At 64.2% G+C, this 25,062-nt stretch carries 24 protein-coding genes; 6 read left to right on the top strand and 18 right to left on the bottom strand.

Features of this window, described 5'->3' with window-relative positions; genetic code table 11:
- Positions 1–113: 113 nt before the first annotated feature.
- Positions 114–368 carry a YfhL family 4Fe-4S dicluster ferredoxin gene (locus N0K08_RS22505; protein WP_261502664.1) on the bottom strand — a complete coding sequence of 85 codons (255 nt, stop codon included), beginning with the start codon at positions 366–368 and terminating at the stop codon, positions 114–116.
- A gap of 164 nt (positions 369–532) precedes the next feature.
- On the opposite strand from N0K08_RS22505, the gene N0K08_RS22500 reads away from it, so the two are divergent.
- From N0K08_RS22500 to N0K08_RS22480, 5 genes are all read left to right on the top strand, one after another.
- The gene (locus N0K08_RS22500) at positions 533–1,495 is read left to right on the top strand and encodes an ABC transporter permease (RefSeq protein ID WP_261502663.1); all 963 of its coding nucleotides are present in this window, start codon (positions 533–535) and stop codon (positions 1,493–1,495) included.
- Positions 1,492–2,361: an ABC transporter permease gene (locus tag N0K08_RS22495; RefSeq protein ID WP_261502662.1), complete on the top strand. Its 870-nt coding sequence runs from the start codon at positions 1,492–1,494 to the stop codon at positions 2,359–2,361. Before N0K08_RS22500 ends, N0K08_RS22495 begins: the two co-directional genes overlap by 4 nt.
- 22 nt (positions 2,362–2,383) lie before the next feature.
- Positions 2,384–3,412, top strand: a complete 1,029-nt coding sequence (locus N0K08_RS22490) for an ABC transporter ATP-binding protein (RefSeq protein ID WP_261502661.1) — start codon at positions 2,384–2,386, stop codon at positions 3,410–3,412.
- Entirely contained in the window at positions 3,409–4,269 is an 861-nt protein-coding gene (locus tag N0K08_RS22485; protein ID WP_261502660.1) for an ATP-binding cassette domain-containing protein, read from the top strand. The genes N0K08_RS22490 and N0K08_RS22485 overlap by 4 nt, the downstream gene beginning before the upstream one ends.
- Before the next feature lie 74 nt (positions 4,270–4,343).
- Entirely contained in the window at positions 4,344–5,837 is a 1,494-nt protein-coding gene (locus N0K08_RS22480; RefSeq protein ID WP_261502658.1) for an ABC transporter substrate-binding protein, read from the top strand.
- Positions 5,838–5,970: 133 nt separating this feature from the next.
- Here N0K08_RS22480 and N0K08_RS22475 read toward each other — a convergent pair whose 3' ends face one another.
- The 17 genes from N0K08_RS22475 to N0K08_RS22395 form a co-directional block, all read right to left on the bottom strand.
- Complete coding sequence (locus tag N0K08_RS22475; protein WP_261502657.1) at positions 5,971–6,609, bottom strand: LysE family translocator; 639 nt, start codon at positions 6,607–6,609, stop codon at positions 5,971–5,973.
- A 28-nt stretch (positions 6,610–6,637) separates the two neighbouring features.
- On the bottom strand, positions 6,638–6,802 hold the full coding sequence (locus tag N0K08_RS22470; RefSeq protein WP_261502723.1) for a hypothetical protein: 165 nt from the start codon (positions 6,800–6,802) through the stop codon (positions 6,638–6,640).
- A 115-nt stretch (positions 6,803–6,917) separates the two neighbouring features.
- A complete protein-coding gene (locus N0K08_RS22465; RefSeq protein ID WP_261502656.1) occupies positions 6,918–7,340 on the bottom strand; it encodes a BLUF domain-containing protein in 423 nt (140 codons plus the stop codon).
- Positions 7,341–7,343: 3 nt separating this feature from the next.
- A complete protein-coding gene (gene folE / locus N0K08_RS22460) occupies positions 7,344–8,069 on the bottom strand; it encodes a GTP cyclohydrolase I (RefSeq protein WP_261502655.1) in 726 nt (241 codons plus the stop codon).
- A 90-nt stretch (positions 8,070–8,159) separates the two neighbouring features.
- Positions 8,160–8,915: an endonuclease/exonuclease/phosphatase family protein gene (locus N0K08_RS22455; protein ID WP_261502654.1), complete on the bottom strand. Its 756-nt coding sequence runs from the start codon at positions 8,913–8,915 to the stop codon at positions 8,160–8,162.
- A 14-nt stretch (positions 8,916–8,929) separates the two neighbouring features.
- Positions 8,930–9,394, bottom strand: coding sequence for a dihydroneopterin triphosphate diphosphatase (nudB, locus tag N0K08_RS22450; protein WP_261502653.1), 465 nt, complete (start codon positions 9,392–9,394; stop codon positions 8,930–8,932).
- A gap of 217 nt (positions 9,395–9,611) precedes the next feature.
- Positions 9,612–11,408: an aspartate--tRNA ligase gene (gene aspS, locus N0K08_RS22445; RefSeq protein ID WP_261502652.1), complete on the bottom strand. Its 1,797-nt coding sequence runs from the start codon at positions 11,406–11,408 to the stop codon at positions 9,612–9,614.
- A 41-nt stretch (positions 11,409–11,449) separates the two neighbouring features.
- Positions 11,450–12,070, bottom strand: coding sequence for a DUF502 domain-containing protein (locus tag N0K08_RS22440; protein WP_261502651.1), 621 nt, complete (start codon positions 12,068–12,070; stop codon positions 11,450–11,452).
- A 12-nt stretch (positions 12,071–12,082) separates the two neighbouring features.
- A complete protein-coding gene (locus N0K08_RS22435; protein WP_261502650.1) occupies positions 12,083–12,391 on the bottom strand; it encodes an FmdB family zinc ribbon protein in 309 nt (102 codons plus the stop codon).
- Between the two features lie 96 nt (positions 12,392–12,487).
- Positions 12,488–13,936 (bottom strand): sodium:solute symporter family protein, encoded by a 1,449-nt coding sequence (locus N0K08_RS22430; RefSeq protein ID WP_261502648.1) that lies wholly within the window; start codon positions 13,934–13,936, stop codon positions 12,488–12,490.
- A 111-nt stretch (positions 13,937–14,047) separates the two neighbouring features.
- Positions 14,048–15,613, bottom strand: a complete 1,566-nt coding sequence (gene ubiB, locus N0K08_RS22425; RefSeq protein WP_261502647.1) for a ubiquinone biosynthesis regulatory protein kinase UbiB — start codon at positions 15,611–15,613, stop codon at positions 14,048–14,050.
- Positions 15,610–16,203 (bottom strand): ubiquinone biosynthesis accessory factor UbiJ, encoded by a 594-nt coding sequence (locus N0K08_RS22420; RefSeq protein WP_261502646.1) that lies wholly within the window; start codon positions 16,201–16,203, stop codon positions 15,610–15,612. The genes ubiB and N0K08_RS22420 overlap by 4 nt, the downstream gene beginning before the upstream one ends.
- A 31-nt stretch (positions 16,204–16,234) precedes the next feature.
- Positions 16,235–17,227, bottom strand: a complete 993-nt coding sequence (locus tag N0K08_RS22415; RefSeq protein ID WP_261502645.1) for a Tim44 domain-containing protein — start codon at positions 17,225–17,227, stop codon at positions 16,235–16,237.
- A 65-nt stretch (positions 17,228–17,292) separates the two neighbouring features.
- Positions 17,293–18,024 (bottom strand): bifunctional demethylmenaquinone methyltransferase/2-methoxy-6-polyprenyl-1,4-benzoquinol methylase UbiE, encoded by a 732-nt coding sequence (gene ubiE / locus N0K08_RS22410; RefSeq protein WP_261502644.1) that lies wholly within the window; start codon positions 18,022–18,024, stop codon positions 17,293–17,295.
- 336 nt (positions 18,025–18,360) lie between these two features.
- Positions 18,361–18,777, bottom strand: coding sequence for a DUF971 domain-containing protein (locus N0K08_RS22405; protein ID WP_261502643.1), 417 nt, complete (start codon positions 18,775–18,777; stop codon positions 18,361–18,363).
- A gap of 25 nt (positions 18,778–18,802) precedes the next feature.
- Positions 18,803–19,252 carry an HIT family protein gene (locus N0K08_RS22400; RefSeq protein WP_261502642.1) on the bottom strand — a complete coding sequence of 150 codons (450 nt, stop codon included), beginning with the start codon at positions 19,250–19,252 and terminating at the stop codon, positions 18,803–18,805.
- Positions 19,249–23,160, bottom strand: coding sequence for an FAD/FMN-binding oxidoreductase (locus N0K08_RS22395; RefSeq protein ID WP_261502641.1), 3,912 nt, complete (start codon positions 23,158–23,160; stop codon positions 19,249–19,251). The genes N0K08_RS22400 and N0K08_RS22395 overlap by 4 nt, the downstream gene beginning before the upstream one ends.
- Positions 23,161–23,562: 402 nt before the next feature.
- Between N0K08_RS22395 and ugpB the strand changes: the two genes are divergently transcribed.
- Entirely contained in the window at positions 23,563–24,870 is a 1,308-nt protein-coding gene (gene ugpB / locus N0K08_RS22390; protein ID WP_261502640.1) for a sn-glycerol-3-phosphate ABC transporter substrate-binding protein UgpB, read from the top strand.
- Positions 24,871–25,062 lie beyond the last annotated feature (192 nt).

Raw genomic sequence — 25,062 nt, 5'->3', positions numbered from 1 at the left:
CAGCCCCGGCAACTGGCGTGTCCCAACATGGAGACACCGAGCAAGGGCCGCCCCGCAGCGATGGTGTCGTCCCCCTCCACCGCAGGATGAGAGGGGGAAGTGGCGTAAGCCGCTCAGGGGGTGCTAGATTTCAGCCGCATGAACTTCTGCAGCAGGGTTTCGCGGCTTTCCACATGCTCGGGGTGCACGGGAATGCAGGCCACGGGGCAGATCTGCACGCATTGCGGCTCGTCGAAATGGCCTACGCACTCGGTGCACTTGGACGGCGTGATCTCATAGATGAACTCGCCCATGTAGATGGCGTCGTTCGGACACTCGGGCTCGCACACATCGCAGTTGATGCACTCGTCGGTGATCATCAAGGCCATGTCGGCACCTCGCGCGCGCCAGCCGGCGCCTGGCAACACAATGGAGAAGACGGCACAGGTTTCATAAGGCCCCAATTATCCGGCCGCAGCCATAGTCCCGCAGCAACAGCGGGCATGGCACCATTTGCCGCTATGCTCTGCCCTGCCTGCTGAACCGCCTCCCCATGAGTGTTTTCCTCCTCAAACGCCTTCTGACCCTGATCGCCACCCTGGTCGCCACTTCGGCCGTGGTGTTCCTGGTGTTGGAAATCCTGCCCGGCAATGCCGCGCAGATGCTGATGGGACCCGACGCCGCCCCCGAAGCCGTGCAGGCCCTGGCCGTGCAGCTGGGCCTGGAGCAGCCGGCCTGGCAGCGCTACCTGCAATGGATACACGGCCTGCTGGTGCTCGACCTGGGCAACAGCTATGCCTACAGCAGCCCGGTGCTGGACCTGGTGCGCGAACGCCTGGCGCTGACCGTGCCCCTGGCCTTGATGGCCATGCTCATCACCACCGTGCTGGCCCTGCTGGCAGGCGTCTACGCCGCTTCGCGGCACAACCGCTGGGGCGACATGGGCGTGATGGGGCTGGCCCAGCTGGGCATTGCGATTCCCAACTTCTGGTTCGCCATCCTGCTGATCCTGCTGTTTTCCGTGAAGTTGCAATGGTTTTCCGCGGGCGGCTTCCCGGGCTGGAGCGAGGACGAAGGCGGAGGCCTGTGGGCGGCGCTCAAGGCGCTGCTGCTGCCGGCGATCTCGCTGGCCGTGGTGCAGGCCGCCATCCTGGCGCGCATCACCCGCTCGGCCGTGCTCGACGTGCTGCGCGAAGATTTCGTGCGCACCGCCCGGGCCAAGGGGCTGACACAACGCGCAGTGCTCTGGGGCCATGTGCTGCGCAATGCCATGATTCCCGTGGTCACCGTGATGGGCCTGCAGTTCGCCAACCTGCTCGCCGGCACCATCGTGGTGGAAAACGTGTTCTACCTGCCCGGCCTGGGCCGGCTCATTTTTCAGTCCATCGCCAACCGCGACCTGATCGTGGTGCGCAATTGCGTGATGCTGCTGGCCACCATGGTGGTAGTGGTCAATTTTGTCGTGGACCTGTTGTACGCGGTCATCGATCCGCGCGTGAAAGCCAGCGACATATGAGCGCCCTGCCCCTTGCTCCTGCCCAGAGCCATTCCGGCTTCTGGCGGCGCGCCCTGCGCCAGCGCAACTTTGTGCTGGGCGCCCTGCTGTCGCTGCTGCTGCTGTGCGCAGCCGGCCTGTCCTACCTGTGGACGCCCTGGTCGCCCTATGAAATGGACCTGCCCGCCAAGCTGCAGGCGCCAGGCGCCGCCCACTGGCTGGGCACGGACGCTTTCGGGCGCGACGTGGCTTCGCTGCTGCTGGTGGGAGCGCGCAACTCCATTCTGGTGGGCGTGATCGCCGTGGGCATAGGTCTGGCCATAGGCACGGCCCTGGGCCTGCTCGCCGCCGCGCGCCGCGGCTGGGTCGAGGAAGCCATCATGCGGCTGGCGGACTTCACGTTCGCCTTCCCCGCCATCCTGTCGGCCATCATGCTCACGGCCGTGTTCGGCGCGGGCATCGTCAACTCCATCATCGCCATCGGCATCTTCAACATCCCGACCTTTGCGCGCGTGACCAGGGCGTCGGCGAATGCCGTCTGGTCGCGTGAATACATTCTGGCGGCCCGCGCCTGCGGCAAGAATGCCTGGGCCATCACGCGCGAACATGTGCTGCCCAATATCCTCTCGGTGCTGATCGTCCAGGCGACCATACAGTTCGCCGTGGCCATTCTGGCCGAGGCCGCCCTGTCCTACCTGGGCTTGGGCACGCAGCCGCCCCAGCCGTCCTGGGGACGCATGCTCAGCGAAGCCCAGACACTCATGTTCCAGGCGCCGCTGCTGGCCATCTGGCCCGGCCTGGCGATTGCGCTGGCCGTGCTGGGCCTGAACCTGCTGGGCGACGGCCTGCGCGATCTGCTCGACCCCCGGCTGGCACGCCAGCGCTGAGCCCCACTCTTTCCACACCACCATGGCATTGCTTGAAGTCTCCGGCCTACAGCTCACGCTGGCCACGCAGCGCGGCCCGGCCCTGGCCGTGCGCGACATGGACTTTGCGCTGGAGCGCGGCGGCACGCTGGGCATCATCGGCGAATCGGGCAGCGGCAAGTCGCTCACGGCGATGGCGTTGATGGGCCTGCTGCCCGAGCGCGCCCAGCTCACGGGCAGCATTCGCTTCGACGGCCGCGAGCTGGTCGGACTGCCAGAGCGCGAACTCTGCGCCCTGCGCGGCAACCGCATCGCCATGGTCTTCCAGGAGCCCATGACGGCGCTGAACCCGGTGCACAGCATAGGCCGGCAGGTGGCGGAGCCGCTGCGCCGCCACCGCGGCCTCGACGCCGCCACGGCCCAGCGCCAGGCCGTGGCCCTGCTCGACCGCGTGGGCATTGCAGACGCCGCCCGCCGTGCCAACGCCTACCCGCACGAATTCTCCGGCGGCCAGCGCCAGCGCATCACCATTGCCATGGCCCTGGCCTGCGGGCCCGATCTGCTGATCGCCGACGAGCCGACCACGGCGCTGGACGTGACCGTGCAGCAGCAGATTCTCGATCTGATCAGCGACCTGGTGGACGAACGCCAGATGGCGCTGATCCTGATCTCCCACGACCTGGGCGTGGTCTCGCAGAATGTCGACCAGATGCTGGTGATGTATGGCGGCAGCGTGGTCGAGAGCGGCCCCACCGAAGCCATCTTCAGCCACCTGGGCCACCCCTATACCCGCGGCCTGCTCGCGGCGCGGCCGCAGATTGCCGCCCACCACACCGGCCCGCGCGCGCCGCTGCCGACCATTCCTGGCACGGTCCCCGAGCTTTCCGACCTGCCCGCGGGCTGCCCCTTCGCGGGCCGCTGCGCCCACACCATTGACCTGTGCCACCAGCAGCGACCTGCCGCCACCGTGGTGGACTCGGGCCAGCCCAACCACCAGGCCCGCTGCCTGCGGCCCGAAGTGGTGCATGCACCGTTCACTGCCGCGGCGCCCACTTCGCCCGACCTGCCATGACGCCCACCCCTGCCCCTGCGCTGCTCGAAGTCACCGACCTGGCGCGCAGCTACCGGCTGCCGCGCCGCCAGCTGTTCAGCGCGCCGCCCACCATCGCCGCCCTGCGCGGCGTGAGCCTGCGCATGGAGATGGGGCGCAGCCTGGGCGTGGTCGGCGAATCGGGCTCGGGCAAGTCGACGCTGGCGCGGCTGGTGATGGCGCTGGATCAGCCCGACGCGGGCCAGGTGCGGATCCTGGGCCAGGATGTGCACCGGCTCGCGCCGCAGGCGCTGCGCGCGGCGCGCCGCGACTTCCAGATGGTGTTCCAGGACCCCTATGGTTCGCTGGACCCGCGCCAGAACGTGGAGCGCATCGTTGCCGAGCCGCTGCAGGCTCTGCGCCTGGGCAGCCGGGCCGATCAGCGCGAACAGGCCGCGGCGGCACTGTCGCAGGTCGGCCTGCGCAGCAGCGATCTGGACAAGTACCCGCACGAATTCTCCGGCGGCCAACGCCAGCGCATCGCCATTGCGCGCGCGCTGATCACGCGCCCACGGTTGATCGTCGCCGACGAGCCGGTGAGCGCGCTCGATGTCTCGGTGCAGGCCCAGGTGCTCAATCTGATGCAGGACCTGCAGCAGCAGCACGGCCTGGGTTATCTGCTCATCAGCCACGACCTGGCCGTGGTGCAGCAACTGTGCGATGAAGTGGTCGTGCTGTACCAGGGCCAGATCGTCGAGCGCGGCGCGCCTGCCCAGCTGTTCAGCGCCCCCCAGCACCCCTATACCCGCGCCCTGGTGGACGCCGTGCCACGGATTGCCCCTGGCCGTTCGCGGGCCCGGCGCCGCGAACGTTCCACGCCAGGCTCTGCGATAGTGTAAAAAGGCGGAAAGCCCCGCCGACACACGCCGGCCGGGCACCGCCCACCAGACTGTTCCGCTCGGAGACTTCCCACATGTTGAATCGCCGCTCCGTACTGGCCGCCAGCTCCCTGGCCAGCACGACTCTTCTCGCGCCCTGGAGCGCCTTGGCACAGGACAGGAAAAAAGACAGCGTCGTGCTGGCCATCACGCTGGAACCGCCAGGCCTGGATCCCACGGCAGGCGCGGCTTCGTCGATTGCCGAGATCGTCCACTACAACATCTTCGAGACCCTGACCAAGATCAACGCCGACGGCAGCGTCTCGCCGCTGCTGGCCGAAAGCTGGGACGTCGCTCCCGACCTCAAGACCTATACGTTCCGGCTGCGCAAGGGCGTCACCTTCCACAACGGCGTGCCGTTCACCGCCGATGCCGTGAAGTTCTCGTTCGAGCGCGCGGCCGGTGAGAAAAGCACCAACAAGGACAAGCGTAGCTTTGCCAGCATGCGCACCAAGATCCTCGATCCCCACACCGTGGTGATCACCAACGACGACATCGATCCCGACTTCCTGTTCGTTCTGGGCCAGTCCACGTCCATCATCGTCGAGCCCCAAAGCGCAGCCACCAACGTCACCCAGCCCGTGGGCACCGGCCCTTACCAACTGAGCCGCTGGAACAAGGGCTCGGCCATCACCCTCCAGGCCTGGAAGGGTTTCCGCGCCCCGGCCAATATCCACATCCAGCGCGCCACCTTCCGCTTCATCACCGACCCGGCAGCCCAGGTCGCGTCCCTGCTGGCCGGCGACGTCGACTGCTTCCCGCGTATTTCGCCGCGCAGCGTGGCGCAGTTCAAGGCCAACCCGCGCTTCCAGGTGCTGGTCTGCGGCTCGCGCGCCAAGACCATTCTGGCCATCAACAACGCGCGCAAGCCATTGAACGACGTGCGCGTGCGCCGTGCCATTGCCGCGGCCATAGACCGCAAGGCCGTGATCGACGGCGCGGCCGACGGCTTTGGCGTGCCCATAGGCAGCTATTACGTGCCCACGGCATTCGGCTATGTGGACACCACGGGCATCAACCCCTACGACCTGGACAAGGCCAAGGCCTTGATGGCCGAAGCCGGCGTGAAGACGCCGCTGGAGCTGAGCATGACGCTGCCGCCCGCGCCCTACGCGCGCCAGGGCGGCGAAGTGATCGCGGCCCAGTTGGCCAAGATAGGCATACGGGTCAAGCTGGAAAATGTGGAATGGGCGCAGTGGCTCAGCGGCACCTACGGCAACAAGAACTACGACCTGTCCATCATTTCCCACGTCGAGCCCTTCGACCTGGGCAACTTCGCCAAGCCCGATTACTACTGGGGCTACCAGTCGCCGCAGTTCAACGCCTTGTACGAGCAGATCAAGCGCGCGTCCCGCCCCGCGGACCGCGCCCGCCTGCTCGGCGAAGCCCAGCGCCTGCTGGCCCAGGAATCGGTGCTCGGCTTCCTCTACCAGCCGCAATGGGTGACCGTGGCCAACAAGAACCTGCGCGGCCTGTGGAAAGACATGCCGGTGTTCGTCAACGACCTGTCTACGCTGTCCTGGAGCTGATGCACAGCCCCCCTGAGCCGCTTCGCGTCTTGGGCCGCCCCGTCTTCCCCCTCTCATCCTTCGGTGGAGGGGGGCGCCCGGCTAGGGACGGCAGCCTCGGTTCGGGGGGTCATGCACAGCGCAATGGACAAGCTCAGCGCTGCACAAGCGCCAATCGCGCGGCGAGTCCGAAGAACACCAGGCTGGTGAAGCGATTGAGCCAGCGCTGGGCGCGTACCGAACGCTGCAGCAAGGCGCCAAAAACGCTGGAAAAGCAGGCAATGGAGCCGAACACCAGGAAGGTGGCCAGCATGAACACGCAGCCCAGCACCATGGTCTGCAGCGCCAGGCTGCCACGCTGCGGGTCGGCGAACTGCGGCAAGAAGGCCAGGAAGAAAATCAGCAGCTTGGGGTTGGTGAGGCTCATGAGCATGCCGCGCCCCGTCATGCGCCACAGCGCACGGCCTTGCAAGGGCTGCTGCTGCGCGGGGGCATGGCCCAGGGTCACCGGCGCGCGCCAGGCCTGCCAGGCCAGATAAGCCAGGTAGGCCGCGCCACACCACTTGAGCACGGCAAAGGCCGTGGGCGAGGAGGCGAACACCGCCGCCAGCCCCAGAGCCACGGCCGCCGTATGCACCACCAGACCGGCGCACAGCCCCGCGACCACCGCCATGCCGGCGCGCCAGCCGCGCTGGGCCGACTGCAGCAGCACGAAGACATTGTCCGGCCCGGGGCTCAGGCCCAGCAACACGGCCACGCCAAAGAAAGCGATCAGGGTTTCAGCAGTCGGCATGGGAGATCTTTCGCGCGCGAGGCGCTATTCAGGTAGTGCAGCGCGGGTTGCGAAAGGGGCCGCTGGCGCGTTCCCAGCCGGCGCCAGGAGAGGTCTGCCGGCAAATCTGCTGGCCGTCGAGCTTGCTGGCCCACCAGTACCAGGGGGCCGGTCCGGCCTGGGCCAAGGTGCTGACGATCAGCACAATCGCCAAGACCAGGAAGAGCGAGAAACTCCGCCACCGCCGGGCCGCCCCAAGATGGAAAGCATCTGGGGGGCTAAGCCCCCCAGCGCGGCCACACGCAGTGGGCAAGCGTGGGGGCCAGTTTCTAGCCACGCCCCATGATGGATGCAGTGGCCATCAACTCTTCCAGCAAAGCCAGCGACATGCGGCCGGACACCGTATAGGGGTTGAGCTCGATGGTCTCGGAATATTTGAGCACGATGGCATGGTTCAGGCGCGACAGGTTGACCTGGCCCATGGTCCAGCCGCCAAAGCGACGCTCGTCGATTTCCTCGTAGTGCAGCAGCTCCACATCCTGGTGGCGCACATCGCGCTGGATATGGCCGAACAGCGCGCTGACCTGTGAACGCCCGCCTTCTATGGCCTGCAGGAATACACCGCCGCCATAGCACAGCACGCCGGTAATGCCCGAGGCCGGATTGTGCTCGCGCGCCGTGGTCAGGATAGCTTCTATCGTTGCGGCAGACTCATCGGCCGCGCGGCTTGCATAGATCAGGCGCACCAGCATGTATCAGTTCCTTCCGGGGATCAGCGAGAGAAATTCGCGACGCAGGGTCGGGTCCTTGAGGAACACGCCGCGCATCACGGAATTGAGCATTTTCGAGTCCATTTCGCGCACGCCGCGCCAGGACATGCAGAAGTGCGAAGCTTCCATCACGATGGCCAGGCCGTCGGGCTGGGTTTTTTCCATGATCAGGTCGGCCAGCTGCACCACGGCCTCTTCCTGGATCTGGGGGCGACCCATGACCCAATCGACCAGGCGTGCGTATTTCGACAGGCCGATCACATTGGTGTGTTCGTTGGGCAGCACGCCGATCCAGATCTTGCCGATGACCGGGCAGAAATGGTGGCTGCAAGCGCTGCGCACTGTGATCGGGCCGACGATCATCAATTCGTTGAGGTGTTCGGCATTGGGGAACTCGGTGATCGCCGGGGCGTGCGTGTAGCGCCCCTTGAACACTTCGTTCACATACATCTTGGCCACACGCCGGGCCGTGGTGCGCGTGTTGTGGTCCTTGGCGGTGTCGATCACCAGGCTGTCGAGCACGCCTTGCATCTTGTTCTCGACCTCGTCGAGCAACTTTTCCAGTTCCCCGGGTTCGATGAATTCCGCAATATTGTCGTTCGCGTTATAGCGTTTGCGAGCCGCAGCAAGCCGCTCACGGATTTTCACGGAAACGGGCGTCCCTTCGTCGGGGCTGGCTTTAGTCATATCGGCTGCGGGTTCTCTGAGCATGCGGCCATCCTACCAGCGATTGCGCTGTTTGCTGTCGCAAAGGACTTCGCCGGATAGCGCTGCAAAAGCCCGTGATCCCAGCGCATGGTCTTAGAGTTTGAACTCGGCGATCAGCGGCAGATGGTCGGACATGCGCCACCAGATTTTCCCCTTGGGCACATGCAGGCCGCAGGGTGTGAGACCGCGCACATAGACATGGTCGAGCTGGGCCAGCGGCAGGCGCGAGGGATAAGTCATCATGCCGGAGGCATCGTCGAACTCGTGCAGGCCGAAACTGGCCAGCATGCGCTTGATCTGGCCGCCCCAGTCGTTGAAGTCACCGGCCACGACCAGCGGCGCGCCCGGCGGCACTTCGCGCTCGATGAAGCGCTGCAACTGGGCGATCTGGCGCATGCGGCTGCCGCGGATCAGGCCCAGGTGGACGACGATGGCATGCACGCTGCGCCCCTGGATGTCGATTTCCACATGCAGCAGACCGCGCTGCTCGAAGCGGTGGTCGGAAATATCTTCGTGCTGGTGGCCCACCACCGGCCAGCGCGTGAGCAAGGCATTGCCGTGCTCGCCGTCGCGCGTATAGGCGTTGGTGCGGTAGACCGACTCATAGCCTTCGGGTGCCAGGTAGTCGGCCTGGGGCACATCGGGCCAGCGGTCGAAATAAAGGGCTTCACGCCGGTTCATCTTGCGCACTTCCTGCAGGCACACGATATCGGCGTCTAGCTGCTCCACGGCCAGGCCCAGGTTGTGAATTTCGAGCCGGCGCGCAGGCCCCAGGCCCTGGACGCCCTTGTGAATGTTGTAAGTCGCGACACGCAAGATGCCGGAGTCGGAATTTTTGGCAGCAGTCATGTACAGCGGTTGATTCAAAAAGTGGAGGAAGCCAGGCGCGGCAAAAGCAGTATCGCTTCGGCGTTCGATGCCGCCGTACAGCGATCCGCTGCTTCACGCCAGGCATGCCAAGCAAATGCGGTGTGTTCGCCGGGATTCAAGACGACGGGGGTGTAGGACGGCACCTCCAGGCTGAACACGCGCTCGGTGTTGTGCCAGACACCGGGCGCATAGCGGTGCTGCCACTCGGGGTAGATCGTGTAGATGTTTTCCAGCTGCCAGTCGTGCAGCCTGCAACCGGCGCCGAATGCGTCAATGCCGGTTTCCTCGCGCACTTCGCGCGCTGCCACGGCCTCCCAGGGTTCGTCCTCGAAGTCCTTGCTGCCCGTGACCGACTGCCAGAAAGGCGCCTGGCCCGCGCGCTGCATCAGCAGCACCTGCAGTTGTGCCGTGTGGATCACCACCAACACGGATTGCGGAATTTTCGGCATGACTGCCATTGTGCGCGCATGCAGTTGTGGGCAGATGTAATTCTCACCCGGCAGTTGGGCCATAAAAAACGGCACTGGCCTGGGGTCAGGCGAGTACCGTTTTATTCAGGGCGCAACGCCAAAAACTGGCGTGCCCCAGCAAGGAGACAGCGAGCAAGGGCCGCCCCGCAGCGAGGCTGTCGTCCCCCTCCACCGAAGGTTGAGAGGGGGAAGCGGCGTAAGCCGCTCAGGGGGTGGTGGCAATGTTCCGCAGACGGATGTGCAGTTCACGCAGCTGCTTTTCGTCGACCGGGCTCGGGGCCTGGGTCAACAGGCACTGGGCGCGCTGGGTCTTGGGGAAGGCGATCACGTCGCGGATCGACTCGGCGCCGGTCATCAGCGTGACGATGCGGTCCAGGCCGAAGGCCAGGCCGCCGTGCGGAGGCGCGCCGTACTGCAGAGCGTCGAGCAGGAAGCCGAACTTCTGCTGTGCGTCTTCGGGCGTGATCTTGAGGGCGTCGAACACCTTCTTCTGGACTTCGGCGCGGTGGATACGCACCGAGCCGCCGCCCATTTCCCAGCCGTTCAAGACCATGTCGTAGGCCTTTGCAATGCACTTGCCGGGATCGGTGACCATCAGGTCTTCATGGCCATCCTTGGGCGCAGTGAAGGGGTGGTGGACTGCGACCCAGCGGTCGTTGTCTTCGTCGTGCTCGAACATCGGGAAGTCGACCACCCACAGCGGTGCCCAACGGTCTTCGAACAGACCGTGGCTCTTGCCGAACTCGCTGTGGCCGACCTTGATGCGCAGCGCGCCAATGGCGTCGTTGACGATCTTTTCCTTGTCGGCACCGAAGAAGATCAGATCGCCGTCCTGGGCGCCCGTGCGCTTGATGATCTCGGCCAGGGCTGCATCGTGCAGGTTCTTGACGACGGGCGACTGCAGGCCTTCGCGGCCCTTGGCGGCTTCATTGACCTTGATCCAGGCCAGGCCCTTGGCACCGTAGATCTTGACGAACTCGGTGTAGCCGTCGATCTCGCCGCGGCTGATGGCCGCGCCACCAGGAACGCGCAGCGCCACGACGCGGCCGCCGGGCGTGGTCGCGGGCGTCGAGAACACCTTGAAGTCGACATCGGCCATGACATCGGTCAGCTCGGTGAATTCGAGCTTGACGCGCAGGTCGGGCTTGTCCGAACCGAAGCGTTGGGCCGCTTCCTGGTAGCTCATGACCGGGAAATCGCCCAGATCCACGCCCAGCGAGTTCTGGAACACGGTCTTGATCATGCCCTGGAACATGTCGCGGATTTCCTGCTCATCCATGAACGATGTTTCGATATCGATCTGGGTGAATTCGGGCTGGCGGTCAGCGCGCAGGTCTTCGTCGCGGAAGCACTTGGTGATCTGGTAGTAACGGTCAAAGCCCGCCACCATCAGCAGTTGCTTGAACAGCTGGGGCGACTGGGGCAGAGCGAAGAACTGGCCGTCGTGCACGCGGCTGGGCACGAGGTAATCGCGCGCGCCTTCGGGCGTGCTCTTGGTCAGCATGGGCGTTTCGATGTCGACGAAGCCGTTGGCGTCCAGGAACTTGCGAACTTCCATGCTGACCTTGTAGCGCAGCATGAGGTTCTTTTGCATGTAGGGACGGCGCAGATCCATCACACGATGGGTCAGGCGCACGGTTTCCGACAGGTTCTCGTCGTCGATCTGGAACGGAGGCGTGACCGAGGCGTTGAGCACCGTCAGGTCGTGGCACAGCACTTCGATCTGGCCGCTCTTGAGCTTGTCGTTGGTCGTGCCCGTGGGACGCGCACGCACCAGGCCCTTGACCTGCACGCAGAACTCGTTGCGCACGCCTTCGGCGGTCTGGAACATCTCGGCGCGGTCAGGATCGCAGACCACTTGCACATAGCCTTCGCGGTCGCGCAGGTCGATAAAAATCACGCCGCCGTGGTCGCGGCGACGGTTCACCCAACCCGACAGGGTGACGGTTTGGCCCAACAGGGCTTCGGTCACAAGACCGCAATAATGGGAGCGCATGGCCATGGCAAGTCTTCCTGCGCCCTCTTGGGACGCGTCAAGGTTTGTTATTTGGGATTCGCGAGCGTGGTGTCGGGTGGCGTCACCACGCCCATCGAAACGATGTATTTGAGCGCGGCATCCACACTCATGTCGAGTTCAATGCAGTCGCTCTTGCGCACGATCACAAAATAGCCCCCGGTGGGGTTCGGCGTCGTTGGCACGAACACACTGAGGTATTCGTCGCGCAGATAGGCGGCAATTTCGCCGCTGGGCGTGCCCGTGACAAAGGCCACGGTCCACACGCCTTCACGCGGCCACTGCACCAGCACGGCCGTGCGAAAGGCGTTGCCGCCTTCGGAAAAAAGCGTGTCCGAGACCTGTTTGACGCTGGAATAGATCGAGCGCACCACGGGAATGCGGCTGACCACGGCATCGCCCCAGGACACCAGCGTGCGACCCGCGAAGTTGCTGGCCGCGGCGCCCACCACCAGCAAGATGGCCAGCGTCAGCAGCACGCCAAAGCCGGGAATATGCAGTCCCAGCAGGCGATCAGGCTGCCAGGCTTCGGGCAGGATGGTCAGCGTCTGGTCGAGCGTACCCACGATCCAGTTCAGCACCCAGACGGTGATGACGCCGGGAACAATCACCAGCAGACCGGTGAACAGCCATTTGCGCAGGGCGGACATGCGGGGTCTTTATTAAGCCGTGCCAGTGCTGGCCGCGGCGGGGGTGGGTGCGGAAGCTGCTGCGGGGGCAGCAGCAGCGGCAGCAGGCGCTGCGTCGGCCGCGGCAGGCGCGGGCGTGGCAGCAGCGGGCTTGCTGCCGCCGTTCTTGAAATCAGTGGCATACCAGCCCGTGCCCTTGAGCTGAAAGCCCGGGGCAGTGAGCTGCTTGGAAAAAGCCTGGGCACCGCAGGCGGGACACACCGTCAGCGGTGCATCGGCCATTTTCTGCAGCACATCCTTGCTGTGCTCACAGGAGCCACACTTGTACGCGTAAATCGGCATAGCGCTTTAATTCGAGGGAAAGTGCAAAACCCTCGATTATAGGCGCCGCCTCTGAACACATGCCAAGCAGGGCTGTGACATGCGCACGCCCAGATTTCAGGCCTGGGCAAAGTGGTGCCCGGCCTCGCGCTGGTTGCCCAGCCACTGCGGCAGCAGCGAGCCGGCGCCCATGCCGACCACGGCGCACAGCAGGCCCGCGAGCTGTTGCGGAAACGCCTCGGCCCAGCCCGGCATGCAAATGAAGGCCAGCCAGCCGCCCAGGCCCATCACCACCGCCGCCAGCGCGCCCTGGGTGGTCGCGCCCTTCCAGTACAGGCCCGCGGCCAAAGGCACCAGCGCGCCCACCAGAGGCACCTGGTAGGCGCCCGAAACCATTTCATAGATGGAGCTGCCCTGCATGGTGATCGCGTAGACCAGCACGCACAGCGTAAAGCCCAGCACCGACAGGCGCATGGCCTTGAGCGTGGCCGCATCCGACATATCCGGGCGGATGTTGCGCAGAATGTTTTCCACGAAGGCCGTCGACGGCGCCAGCAGCGTGGCCGAGGCCGTGGACATGATGGCCGACAGCAGCGCGCCGAAGAACGCGATCTGCAGTGCCAGCGGCATGCGCTCCATCACCAGCGTGGGCAGCAGCTTTTGCGGATCGTCCTGCAGCAGCGCGTGCGCGGTGTCCGGCATGATCAGCACGGCCGCCGTGACCACGAACATGGGCACCAGCGCGAACAGGATGTAGAGAATGCCGCCGATAACGGGGCCGCGGCGCGCCACGGACGCGTTCTTGGACGACATCACGCGCTGGAATACGTCCTGCTGCGGGATGGAGCCCAGCATCATGGTGATGGCTGCGGCAATGAAGAAGGTCCATTCCTTGGCGTCGGCGTTTTCCGGGAAGAAACGAAACTTGCCTTCCGTGGCCGCGTAGTTGATCACGCGCCCGGCGCCGCCGGCCAGGTCGGCCGCGTACCAGGCAATCAGCAGCAGGCCCACGGCAATCACGATCATCTGCACGAAGTCCGTCAAGGCCACCGACCACATGCCGCCATACAGCGTATAGACCAGCACGACCAGCGTGCCGACCACCATGCCCGCGGTGATGGACATCGCCCCCTGCGTGAGCAGATTGAAGACCAGGCCCAGGGCCGTGATCTGCGCGCCCACCCAGCCCAGGTAGCTGAAGATGATGATGGCCGAGCACAGCAGCTCCACCGAGCGGCCAAAGCGCAGGCGGTAGTAGTCGCCAATGGTGATCAGGTTCTTCTGGTAGAGCTTGTAGGCAAAGAACAGGCCGACCAGCACCAGGCACATGCCCGCGCCGAACGGATCCTCGACCACGCCGCTCAGACCCGACTTGACGAATTGCGCCGACACGCCCAGCACCGTTTCCGAGCCGAACCAGGTGGCGAACGTCGTCGCGATCACCACCGCCAGCGGCAGGCTGCGCCCCGCCAGCGCGTAGTCCGCAGTGTTCTTGACACGCGTGGCCGCATACAAGCCTATCCCTATGGATACGAGCAAATACACGACGATGAATGTGATCAACATGGCACCTCTCCCCCCAACCCCGGGTATTGTCAAAACCGCTGCGGATTATCGAGGCAACAGCTGCCTTTCCTACCAACACATGCCATCTGTGGCGCAAATGATGCGCCACCGTCAGTAAAAGCGGATACGCACCACGACCTGCATCACCAGCAGACCCAGCACAAAGCCCACGCCGCCATAGATCAGGCCTTGCAGCAGGCTGTTGGTGCGCTGCTGGGCCTTGATCAACTCCTGCAGCGCCTTGCTCTGATCGTCATTGTTATGCTGAAGAAAGCGATAGAACAACCGTGGCAGCTCGGGCAGCAGCTTGGCGTAGGTCGGCGCTTCGTTGCGCAATTCGCGCCACAGGCGCTGCGGCCCCATTTGCTCGAGCATCCACTTCTCCAGGAAGGGCTTGGCCGTGCTCCACAGGTCGAGGTTGGGGTCGAGCTGGCGGCCCAGGCCTTCGATGTTGAGCAGGGTTTTCTGCAGCAGCACCAGTTGCGGCTGGATTTCGACCTGGAAGCGCCGCGAGGTCTGGAACAGGCGCATCAGCACCATGCCCAGTGAGATTTCCTTGAGCGGCCGGTCGAAGTAAGGCTCGCAGACCGAGCGGATCGCCGATTCCAGCTCCTCGACGCGCGTCGTCGCCGGCACCCAGCCGCTTTCGATGTGCAACTGCGCCACGCGCTTGTAGTCACGGCGGAAAAATGCCGTGAAGTTCTGCGCCAGGTATTCCTTGTCGAACTCGGTCAATGTGCCGACGATGCCGAAGTCCAGGGAGATGTAGCGCCCGAAGGACTTGGCATCCAGGCTGACCTGGATGTTGCCCGGGTGCATGTCGCCATGGAAGAAGCCATCGCGAAACACCTGGGTGAAAAACAGCGTCACGCCGTCGCGCGCCAGTTGGGGAATGTCCACGCCGGCTTCGCGCAGCCGGTCGACCTGGCTGATGGGAATGCCTTTCATGCGCTCCATGACCATGACCTGCGGATGGCAGAAATCCCAATGGATCTCGGGAATCAGCACCAGATTCAGACCATCCATGTTGCGGCGCAGCTGCGCCGCATTGGCGGCTTCGCGTATCAGGTCCAGCTCGTCGTGCAGATAGGTGTCGAATTCGGCGATCACCTGGCGTGGCTTGAGGCGCTTGGCTTCGGCCGACAGGCTTTCCACCCAGCGCGCCATCATGTGCATCAGCTGCAAGTCCTTGTCGATCACCGCCAGCATGCCTGGGCGCAGCACTTTCACCGCCACGTCATGCTCCAGGCCGTTGCGGTCGCGCAGCACCGCGAAGTGCACCTGGGCGATCGAGGCGCTGGCCACGGGCGTCTGCTCGAAGCTGACGAAAATATCGGCCAAGGGCCGCTGGAACGAGCGCTCTATCGTCGCCACAGCCACGCTGGATGCGAACGGCGGCACACGGTCTTGCAGCTTGGCCAACTCCACCGCCACATCGGGCGGCAGCAGGTCGCTGCGCGTGGACAGCACCTGGCCGAATTTGACAAAGATCGGACCCAGGCGCTCCAGCGCTTCGCGCAGGCGCACGCCGCGCGGCGAATCCAGGCGCCGACCAATCGTCAGCACGCGACTGAGCAGGCGCAGCGACGGGTGTTTGAAGCCGGACAGAACCAGCTCATCGAGCCCGTACCGAAATACCACCCAGAGGATGGTCACTCCACGCAGCAGGCGACTCATGGCTGGTTCCGGCTGTCAACGTCTCCAGGAAACGTTTCACCTGTTCTTTCATTGCCGGACTTGGCGCCCGCCATGCGTGCGCCGACAAACTGACGCAGCGTCTGCGCGGCCTTGCGGGCCACCTGGGCCACGGTGTGCGCGGGCGCATCGCCGATCACGCGGGCCAGGTCTTCCTCGACATCCCACTGAACGTTGTCCACCAGCCAGTTGATTTCGGCGGCCAGTTGCACATCGCCTTCGATGCGGATGGCCGGCTTGTCGCCGCGCAGCATCGCCTGGGCCAGGGCCAGTGGGGAGGAATCGGTGACTTCGAGCTGCAGGTCAGGCATGGCGCTGGCGTCGGCCAGGTCGAGCAGGCCCGCGGGCGTGATCTCCAGGGCCATGCTGTACGAGCGCCATTGCACCCGCGCCACGCGGCCTTTTTGCCGCACCAGGCGATCCATCGCCTCTTTTTCCTGCATCAGCACATGGTTGAGGAACAGCACCATGCGCTGCTGCACTTCGTGCACCAACCAGGAGGGAAGTTGCGGACCTGTCACGACGCGTTCCAGGAGACCGTTCAGAAAAGAAAAAGGGGACTGTGTTGCCATAGTCCCCGATTATTCCCTAGTGTGAGGGAAATTACTGCAAAGCCTGCACTCCGGCCACCAGCCAGCCGCTGTTACCGCTCTTGGGCTTGGTCATATTCCACACTTCGCGGAAGGGGCTAGGGCTGGCCGAAGCATCTTCGCGGATCATGCCGGAGAACTCGACGCTGGCCATGTAGCCGTCGCCCAGGTCTTCGATGCCCAGCAACTGGGCTTCAATCATCAGCACATCGGTCTGGTTGACGGCACCGGGGCGCTCGGCCTCGCGCTCGGCCAACTGGCCGCGGATTTCCGCCAGCATGCCGTCGGTCATCATGACGCGCAGGCTGCTGATGTCGGAACGGTCCCAGGCCGCTTGCAGCGTCACGAAATTGCGCTTGGCAGCCGTGAGGAAGCCGTCCACGTCAAAACCTTCGGGCACGCTCCAGGTCGATGCCAGGCCGGAGCCGATCATCGATCCGGTAGCCGCGCCCGCGGGAGCGGCGGACTCGAAGCCCGTTGCATGGTTTTCCCAAGGACGGGCCGAAGCGTCGTTGCCGACCTTGTCCGGGCTGTACTGGCGGGCCAGGGGCGCGTTCGACGCATCACCACCAGCGCCAGCGAAAGCAAACGGGCTGCGCGCGGCAGAGGTATTTTCCGATTTGGCCCGGCGAGCGCGCATCACCATGCCCACCACCGCCATCAAGGCCATGGCCAGCAGGCCGAACATCAACATATTGCCGAACGCTTCACCCAGGCCCAGGGAATGGGCCAGCCAGGCCAGGCCCAGACCAGCGGCCAGGCCGCCGAGCATCGCGCCCCAAGGCTTCTTGGGCGCCGCGGCAGCAGGCGCTGCGGCAGGCTTGGCAGCCGCCGCATTGCTCGCGTTCTGCGTTGGAGCACCCGGAGCGTTCGCCGGCGCGCTGCGCTGGGTCACGTTGCCCGATTGCTGCCCCATGGATCTGCCACCGCCCATGCGTTTGGCGTCTGCATCCAAATGCACCACCGACAGCATTGCCACCAGCACCACCGACCACAGCTTCATCATGTCATGTCCCTTCAGTTATTGGTTTGATCGCTCATCTGCACTCGCGATCACAGCCTACATGCTACTCAGCACTTGATACCCACATGCAGGGCCACGATGCCACCTGTCATGTTGTGATAGTCCACATGCCCGAATCCGCATTGCTTCATCAGGGTCTTGAGTTCTTCCTGGCCCGGGTGCATGCGAATCGACTCGGCCAGGTAGCGGTAGCTCGCGTCATCGCCAGCCACCAGCTTGCCCAGCTTGGGCAGCACCTTGAACGAATACCAGTCATAGGCCTTGGTCAGCGGCTTGGCGACGCGGGAGAACTCCAGCACCAGCAGGCGACCGCCCGGCTTGAGCACGCGGCACATCTCGCGCAGCGCGACGTCCTTGTGCGTCATGTTGCGCAGGCCGAAGGCCACGCTCACCACATCGAAATGCGCATCCGGGAAAGGCAGTTGCTCGGCATCGCAGACCAGGGTCGGCAGCAGCACGCCCTTGTCGATCAGCCGACTGCGGCCCACGCTCAGCATGGCTTCATTGATGTCGGTGTGCACGACTTCGCCGCTGGCACCGACCTTCTTGGAAAACGCCAGCGCCAGATCGCCGGTACCGCCGGCGATGTCCAGCACCTTGCTGCCTTCGCGCAGGTTGGCCACCATCACGGTGTAGGCCTTCCAGGCGCGGTGCAAGCCGCCCGACATCAAGTCGTTCATCACGTCGTACTTGGTCGCGACCGAATCGAAGACACCGCGCACATGGCGCGCCTTGTCCTGTTCATCAACCGACTCGAAACCGAAATGTGTGGAGCTCATATGCAAAGAATGCTAAGCAAGCCGGCGGCATGCGTACAGCGACAACCCTGTGGAGTCGCAGGGCTTGCCACGCCTGCTTCAAAAATAAAATACGTCTGGCAAACAGACTGCTCATGCGCCTGAAGCTACTATTAATATAGCATCCCGGCCCTCGCGGACCCGGGATTGTCCGTAGAGAACGGCTTGAATGCCCATCCGCCATCCATGGCCTGCGTGTCTACGCAACTGGCGTGCACCAGCAAGGGGCAGCGCGGAAGGGCCGCACCTGGGCGGCCCCCCGCACCGAGGCTGCCGTCCCCCTCCAGGGGGAAGCCGCGGAGCGGCTCAGGGGGTACTTCAGTGACTGCTGCAGCCGTGCCCCGAGGACTTGGGGGCCATGGGCGTGTCGCGGTCCACGCCGGCGTCCGCCAGACGCTGCAGGTATTGCGCCCACAGCGCCTCCTGCTGGCTGCCCATCTCGTACAGATAGACCCAGGTGTACAGACCGCTTTCGTGGCCGTCGCTGAAGATCGGCTTGATCGCGTAGTTGCCCACGGGCTCGACGGCAACGATGTCGACATTGCGCTTGCCGTGCTGCAGCACTTCCTGGCCCGGGCCGTGGCCCTGGACTTCGGCCGAAGGCGAATACACGCGCAGCAGCTCGAAGGGGATGCGGAACTGCGCTCCATCGGAGTAACCCACTTCGAGCACGCGCGACGCACCGTGCACCGTGAGGGACGCGGGGGTAGGGATTCCGGGCTTCAAACCTGCCATGACAAACCTGCTTTCTTCGAAAATTTCAAGACCAGGGCTGCAGTGCAGCAACGAGGCGGGCCTCGACTTCCGGCAGGCGCGCCGCCAGCGCGGCTTCGCGCTCGGGCAAGCGCGCACGCTGGGCCGGGGCCCAGATCGCGGCGGGGAAATGGCTGTCCCAGTCAAAGCGCGCGATCACATGCCAATGCAGGTGCGGCACCATGTTGCCCAGCGCCGCCAGATTGATCTTGGCGGGCTGCAGCTGCTCGCGCAGCACGCGCTCCACGGCCGTCACCACCTGCATGCACAGCACGCTTTCGGGCGCCGACAGATCGGAGAACTCCGCCACATGATCGGTCCAGACCACACGGTAGAACGCCGGGAAACCCGGCTCCTCGGCGCGGATGACGCGCAGGCGCGCGCCCTGCCACACCAGCACGCCGCCCGCGGCGGTGCACAGCGGGCAGGCGGGATCGTGAAGCGCTTGCGCGTTCACACCAGCACCCGCTCGATACCGCCTTCGTTGGCGCGCTGCACGTACTCGGGCATCCAGTTCTCGCCCAGGATCTTGTTCGCCATTTCGACCACGATGTAGTCGGCTTCGAGCAGGCCGTTCTGCAGGTCGTCGCCGTAGCGGCTCAGGCCTTGCAGGCAGCTCGGGCAGCTGGTCAGGATCTTGAGGTTGTCCTGCGCGCCCAAGGCGCCGTCGGCCCGCAGCTGGGTTTCGCCCTTGCGCAGCTCTTCTTCCTTGCGGAAGCGGATCTGCGTGGAAATGTCGGGACGGCTCACACCCAGCGTGCCGGACTCGCCGCAGCAGCGCTCGCTCTTGAGCACCTGATCGCCCATCAAGCCCTTGACGGTCTTCATCGGGTCCTGCAGCTTCATCGGCGTATGGCAGGGGTCGTGGTACAGATAGCCACCGGCCTGGCCCAGGGTGATGCCCTTTTCCAGCAGGAACTCGTGGATGTCGATGATGCGGCTGCCCGGGAAGATCTTGTCGAACTCGTAGCCTTGCAACTGGTCGTAGCAGGTACCGCAGCTCACCACCACGGTCTTGATGTCCAGGTAGTTGAGCGTATTGGCCACGCGGTGGAACAGCACGCGGTTGTCGGTGATCATCTTGTCGGCCACGTCGAACTGGCCGCTGCCGCGCTGTGGATAGCCGCAGCACAGGTAGCCTGGCGGCAGTACCGTCTGCACGCCTGCATGCCACAGCATGGCCTGCGTGGCCAGACCCACCTGGCTGAACAGGCGCTCCGAGCCGCAACCGGGGAAGTAGAACACTGCCTCGGTGTCGCCCTGGGTGGTCTTGGGGTCGCGGATGATGGGGACGTAGTCCTTGTTCTCGATGTCCAGCAGCGCACGCGCCGTCTTCTTGGGCAGGCCGCCGGGCAGCTTCTTGTTCACGAAGTGAATCACCTGCTCCTTGATCGCGGGCTTGCCCACGCTCGACGGCGGACGGCTGGTCTGCTTGCGGCTCACGCTCTTGAACAGGTCCACGGCGAAGCGCTGGGCCTTGAAGCCCACGCCCACCATGGCTTTGCGCATCAGCTTGATGGTGTCCGGATTGGTCGCATTCAAGAACGTCATCGTAAGCTTGTTGCCCGGATTGAAGCTCTTCTTGCCCATCTTGCGCAACAGGTTGCGCATGTTCATGGTCACATCGCCGAAGTCGATCTTGACCGGGCAGGGGTTGAGACACTTGTGGCAGACCGTGCAGTGGTCGGCCACGTCTTCGAATTCCTGCCAGTGCTTGATCGACACGCCGCGGCGGGTCTGCTCTTCGTACAGGAAGGCCTCGACCAGCAGCGAAGTCGCCAGGATCTTGTTGCGCGGGCTGTACAGCAGGTTGGCGCGCGGCACGTGGGTGGCGCACACCGGCTTGCACTTGCCGCAGCGCAGGCAGTCCTTGACGGAATCGGCGATCGCGCCGATGTCCGACTGCTGCATGATCAGCGACTCGTGGCCCATCAGGCCGAAGCTCGGCGTGTAGGCGTTGGTCAGATCCGAGTACATCAGCGATTCGCGCGCGACATGGCCGTCGTGCACATGGCCGGCCGTGGCCAGGTGGGCATTGCGGATCAGCTTGCCCTTGTTGAAGCGCCCTTCGGGATCGACGCGCTGCTTGTAGGCCGCGAACGGCGCCAGCTCTTCGTCCGTGAGGAATTCCAGCTTGGTGATGCCGATGCCGTGCTCGCCCGAGATCACACCGTCGAGATGGCGCGCGAGCACCATGATGCGGGCCACGGCTTCGTGCGCGGTCTGCAGCATTTCGTAGTCATCGCTGTTGACCGGAATATTGGTGTGCACATTGCCGTCGCCGGCATGCATGTGCAGCGCCACCCAGACGCGGCCCTTGAGCACCTTCTGGTGAATGGCCTGCATGGCATCGAGGATGGGCTTGAAAGCCACGCCCGAGAACACCTGCGCCAGCGGCGCGCGGATCTGGGTTTTCCAGCTCGCGCGCAGGCTGTGGTCCTGCAGCTCGGGGAACAGCGTGGCCACGTCGGCCAGCCAGCCGGCCCATTGCGCACGGACCTTGCCGATCAGCTCCAGCGCCTGCTGGACGCGGTCTTCGAGCAGCTCCGCCGAAGGAATTTCTCCCGCATCGTCCTGCTTGCCCAGGGGCAGATTACCCGCGGCAAAGAAGTCATTCAGCGCGTCGCACAGCTTGAGCTTGTTGCGCAGGCTCAACTCGATGTTGATGCGCTCGATGCCGTCGGTGTACTCGGCCATGCGCGGCAGAGGGATCACCACGTCTTCATTGATCTTGAAAGCGTTGGTGTGGCGCGAAATGGCGGCCGTGCGCTTGCGGTCCAGCCAGAATTTCTTGCGCGCTTCGGCGCTCACGGCGGTGAAGCCTTCGCCGTTGCGCGAATTGGCGATGCGCACCACTTCGGCGGCCACACGCGCCACGTCGTCGGCGTTGTCGCCGGCGATGTCGCCCAGCAGCACCATCTTGGGCAGATGGCCGTTGCCCTTCTTGCTCTTGGTGGCGTAGCCCACGGCCTTCAGGTAGCGGTCGTCCAGATGCTCCAGACCGGCCAGCAGCACGCCCGAGCGCTTTTGCTCGGCGAACATGAAGTCCTTGATCTCGACGATGCTGGGCACGGCGTCCTTGGCATTGCCGAAGAACTCCATGCACACCGTGCGGGTGTGCTCGGGCATGCGATGCACCACCCAGCGCGCGCTGGTGATCAGACCGTCACAGCCTTCCTTCTGGATGCCCGGCAGACCCGACAGGAACTTGTCGGTCACGTCCTTGCCCAGGCCTTCCTTGCGGAAGCTCTTGCCGGGAATGGTCAGGATTTCGCTGCGCACCGGCGTCTTGCCGTCGGCTTCGAAATAGCGCAATTCGAACGTCGCCACTTCGGCGTCGTGGATCTTGCCCATGTTGTGGTCGGTGCGCGTGACTTCCAGCCATTGTGCATCGGGCGTGACCATGCGCCAGCTGACCAGATTGTCCAGCGCCGTGCCCCACAGCACGGCCTTCTTGCCGCCGGCATTCATGGCGACGTTGCCGCCAATGCAGGAGGCTTCCGCCGAAGTCGGGTCAACCGCGAACACAAAGCCCGCGCGCTCGGCCGCATCGGCCACGCGCTGCGTCACCACGCCGGCTTCGGTCCAGATCGTGCCCACTTCCTGGGGCTGGCCCGGCAGGCGCAGCATCTCCACCTCGGTCATGGCTTCGAGCTTTTCGGTGTTGATCACCGCGCTGCGCCAGGTCAGGGGAATCGCGCCGCCGGTGTAGCCCGTGCCGCCCCCCCGGGGAATGATGGTCAGTCCCAGGTCGATACAGCCCTTGACCAGACCGGCCATCTCGACTTCGGTGTCCGGCGTCAGCACCACGAACGGGTACTCGACGCGCCAATCGGTCGCGTCGGTGACGTGGCTGACGCGCGACAGGCCGTCAAACTTGATGTTGTCCTTGGCCGTCAGGCGCCCCAGCGTGCGCTGCACGCGGCGGCGCAGCTCGGTGGCGGCCTCGAAAGTGGTGTTGAACTCCACGACCGCGCCACGCGCGGCTTCGACCAGCTGGCCCACCAGTGCATCGCGCTCGGGGTCCACGTTGGGTTCACGGCGCTTGTTGACTTCGGCCAGGCGGTGCTGGAGCGCATCGACCAGCGACTTGCGGCGCTCGGGATTGTCCAGCAGGTCGTCCTGCAGATAGGGGTTGCGCTGCACCACCCAGATATCGCCGAGCACCTCGTAGAGCATGCGGGCGGAGCGGCCCGTGCGGCGCTCTTCGCGCAGCTGATTCAACACGTCCCACATGGACGTGCCCAGCAACCGGATCACGATCTCTCTGTCGGAGAAAGAAGTGTAGTTGTAGGGGATTTCTCGGAGACGAGCAGGTTCGGCAGCCTTTGCCAGCAAGGCTGCCTGCGCAATCGGAAGATTCATGGGGTAGACCGTGTTGGGCGTTTTGTACACCCTGTGCCATGGGGATCGAGATTTTAAGCCTGCCACTGTTACTTGATGCATCCGCACTGGCGATGGCCCCCGGCGGAGCGGGCGTTTGCAGCAAACAAAAACGCGTCAAAAGGAAAAGAATCGATACGACAACAATCCGTGTTTTCCCCTGAAAAACGCGCAAATCAGCCCTGGGCCGTGACCTAGAATGCAATTTCGCCCGCGTTACGGTTCTTTCACATTTTTGCCACTAATCCTTGACCAGCCAGGCGGGCTGCGGGTTTACGCGTTGATGTGACACGCGGCATATGCGCACAATCAATGACACATATATGTCACACCCACTACCTAGCATGGGTGGATTGTTCTTTCGTTTCGACTCCAGGAGTTTTCATGAATTTCAAACCTTTGGCCATTGCCGCCGCCATCGCCGCCACCTGCGTTTCCGCCCAGGCCCAAACCGAGATCCAGTGGTGGCATTCGATGACGGCCGTGAACAACGAGTGGGTCAATGACCTGGCCAAGCAGTTCAATGAAAGCCAAAAGGAATACAAGGTCGTCCCCACCTTCAAGGGTGTCTACGACGAAAGCATGACGGCCGCCATCGCTGCCTTCCGTTCGGGCAATGCGCCCCACATCCTGCAAGTGTTCGAAGTCGGCACGGCCACCATGATGGCTTCCAAGGGCGCGACCGTGCCCGTGGGCAAGGTCATGTCGGACGCCGGCCAGGCTTTCGACCCCAAGGCCTACATCCCCGCCGTGGCCGGTTACTACACCGCCCCCAACGGCCAGATGCTGAGCTTCCCGTTCAACAGCTCGACCACCATCGCCTACTACAACAAGGACGCCTTCAAGAAGGCCGGCCTGAACCCCGACGTCGCGCCCAAGACCTGGCCTGAATGGTTCGAAGCCGCCAAGAAGCTCAAGGCCAGCGGCCACAGCTGCCCCATGACCCTGGCCTGGCAAGGCTGGACCCAGCTGGAGAGCTTCTCCACCTGGCACAACGTGGAATTCGCCACCAAGGCCAACGGCCTGGCCGGCATGGACGCGCGCCTGAAGATCAACTCGCCGCTGCACGTCAAGCACATCGACAACCTGGCCAAGGCTGCAGCCGCTGGCGAGTTCGTCTACAAGGGCCGTGCCTCCTCGGCACAGGCTTCGTTCACTTCGGGTGAATGCGCCATGATCCAGACCTCGTCGGGCTTCTACGGCGACGTGGCCAAGAACGCCAAGTTCTCCTACGGCCTGGCAGCCCTGCCTTACTACCCTGACGTGAAGGGCGCGCCCCAGAACACCGTCATCGGTGGCGCATCGCTGTGGGTGATGTCCGGCAAGAAGGCTGCCGAGTACAAGGGCGTGGCCGAATTCTTCAGCTTCCTGTCGCAGACCAAGGTCCAGGCCGCCAGCCACCAGCGCACGGGCTACCTGCCCATCACCATGGCCGCCTACGACCTGACCAACAAGTCGGGCTTCTACCAGAAGAACCCCGGCACCGATCTGGCCGTGCAGCAGATGATCCGCAAGGTCACCGACAACTCGCGCGGTATCCGCCTGGGCAACTACGTGCAGATCCGCACCATCGAGGACGAAGAACTCGAACAGGTCTGGAGCGGCAAGAAGTCTGGCAAGGAAGCCCTGGACTCCATCGTCAAGCGTGGCGACGAATTGCTGGTCCGCTTTGAGCGCGCCAACAAGAAGTAAGCTTTTCACGCAAGTCAAAAGCCCTTTATTTGGCTATGCAGAGGTTTTACCTCTGGCATAGCCGCTGCCAGCTAGGCACAATACGCGCATATTCGCTGGATTAAGCGTTTCGACTCGATTCGTTTCGATTCGCTTTTCACACCAGGCGTGGCCAGCGCCCTCCAATCCTCCGAGCTCCCCGATGGGGCTCGG

This window comes from Acidovorax bellezanensis (genome assembly GCF_025421555.1).
GTDB classification, from domain to species: domain Bacteria; phylum Pseudomonadota; class Gammaproteobacteria; order Burkholderiales; family Burkholderiaceae_C; genus Comamonas; species Comamonas bellezanensis.
Note: the sequence above shows the minus strand (reverse complement) of the source record. Positions and strands in the feature narration are given on the sequence as shown.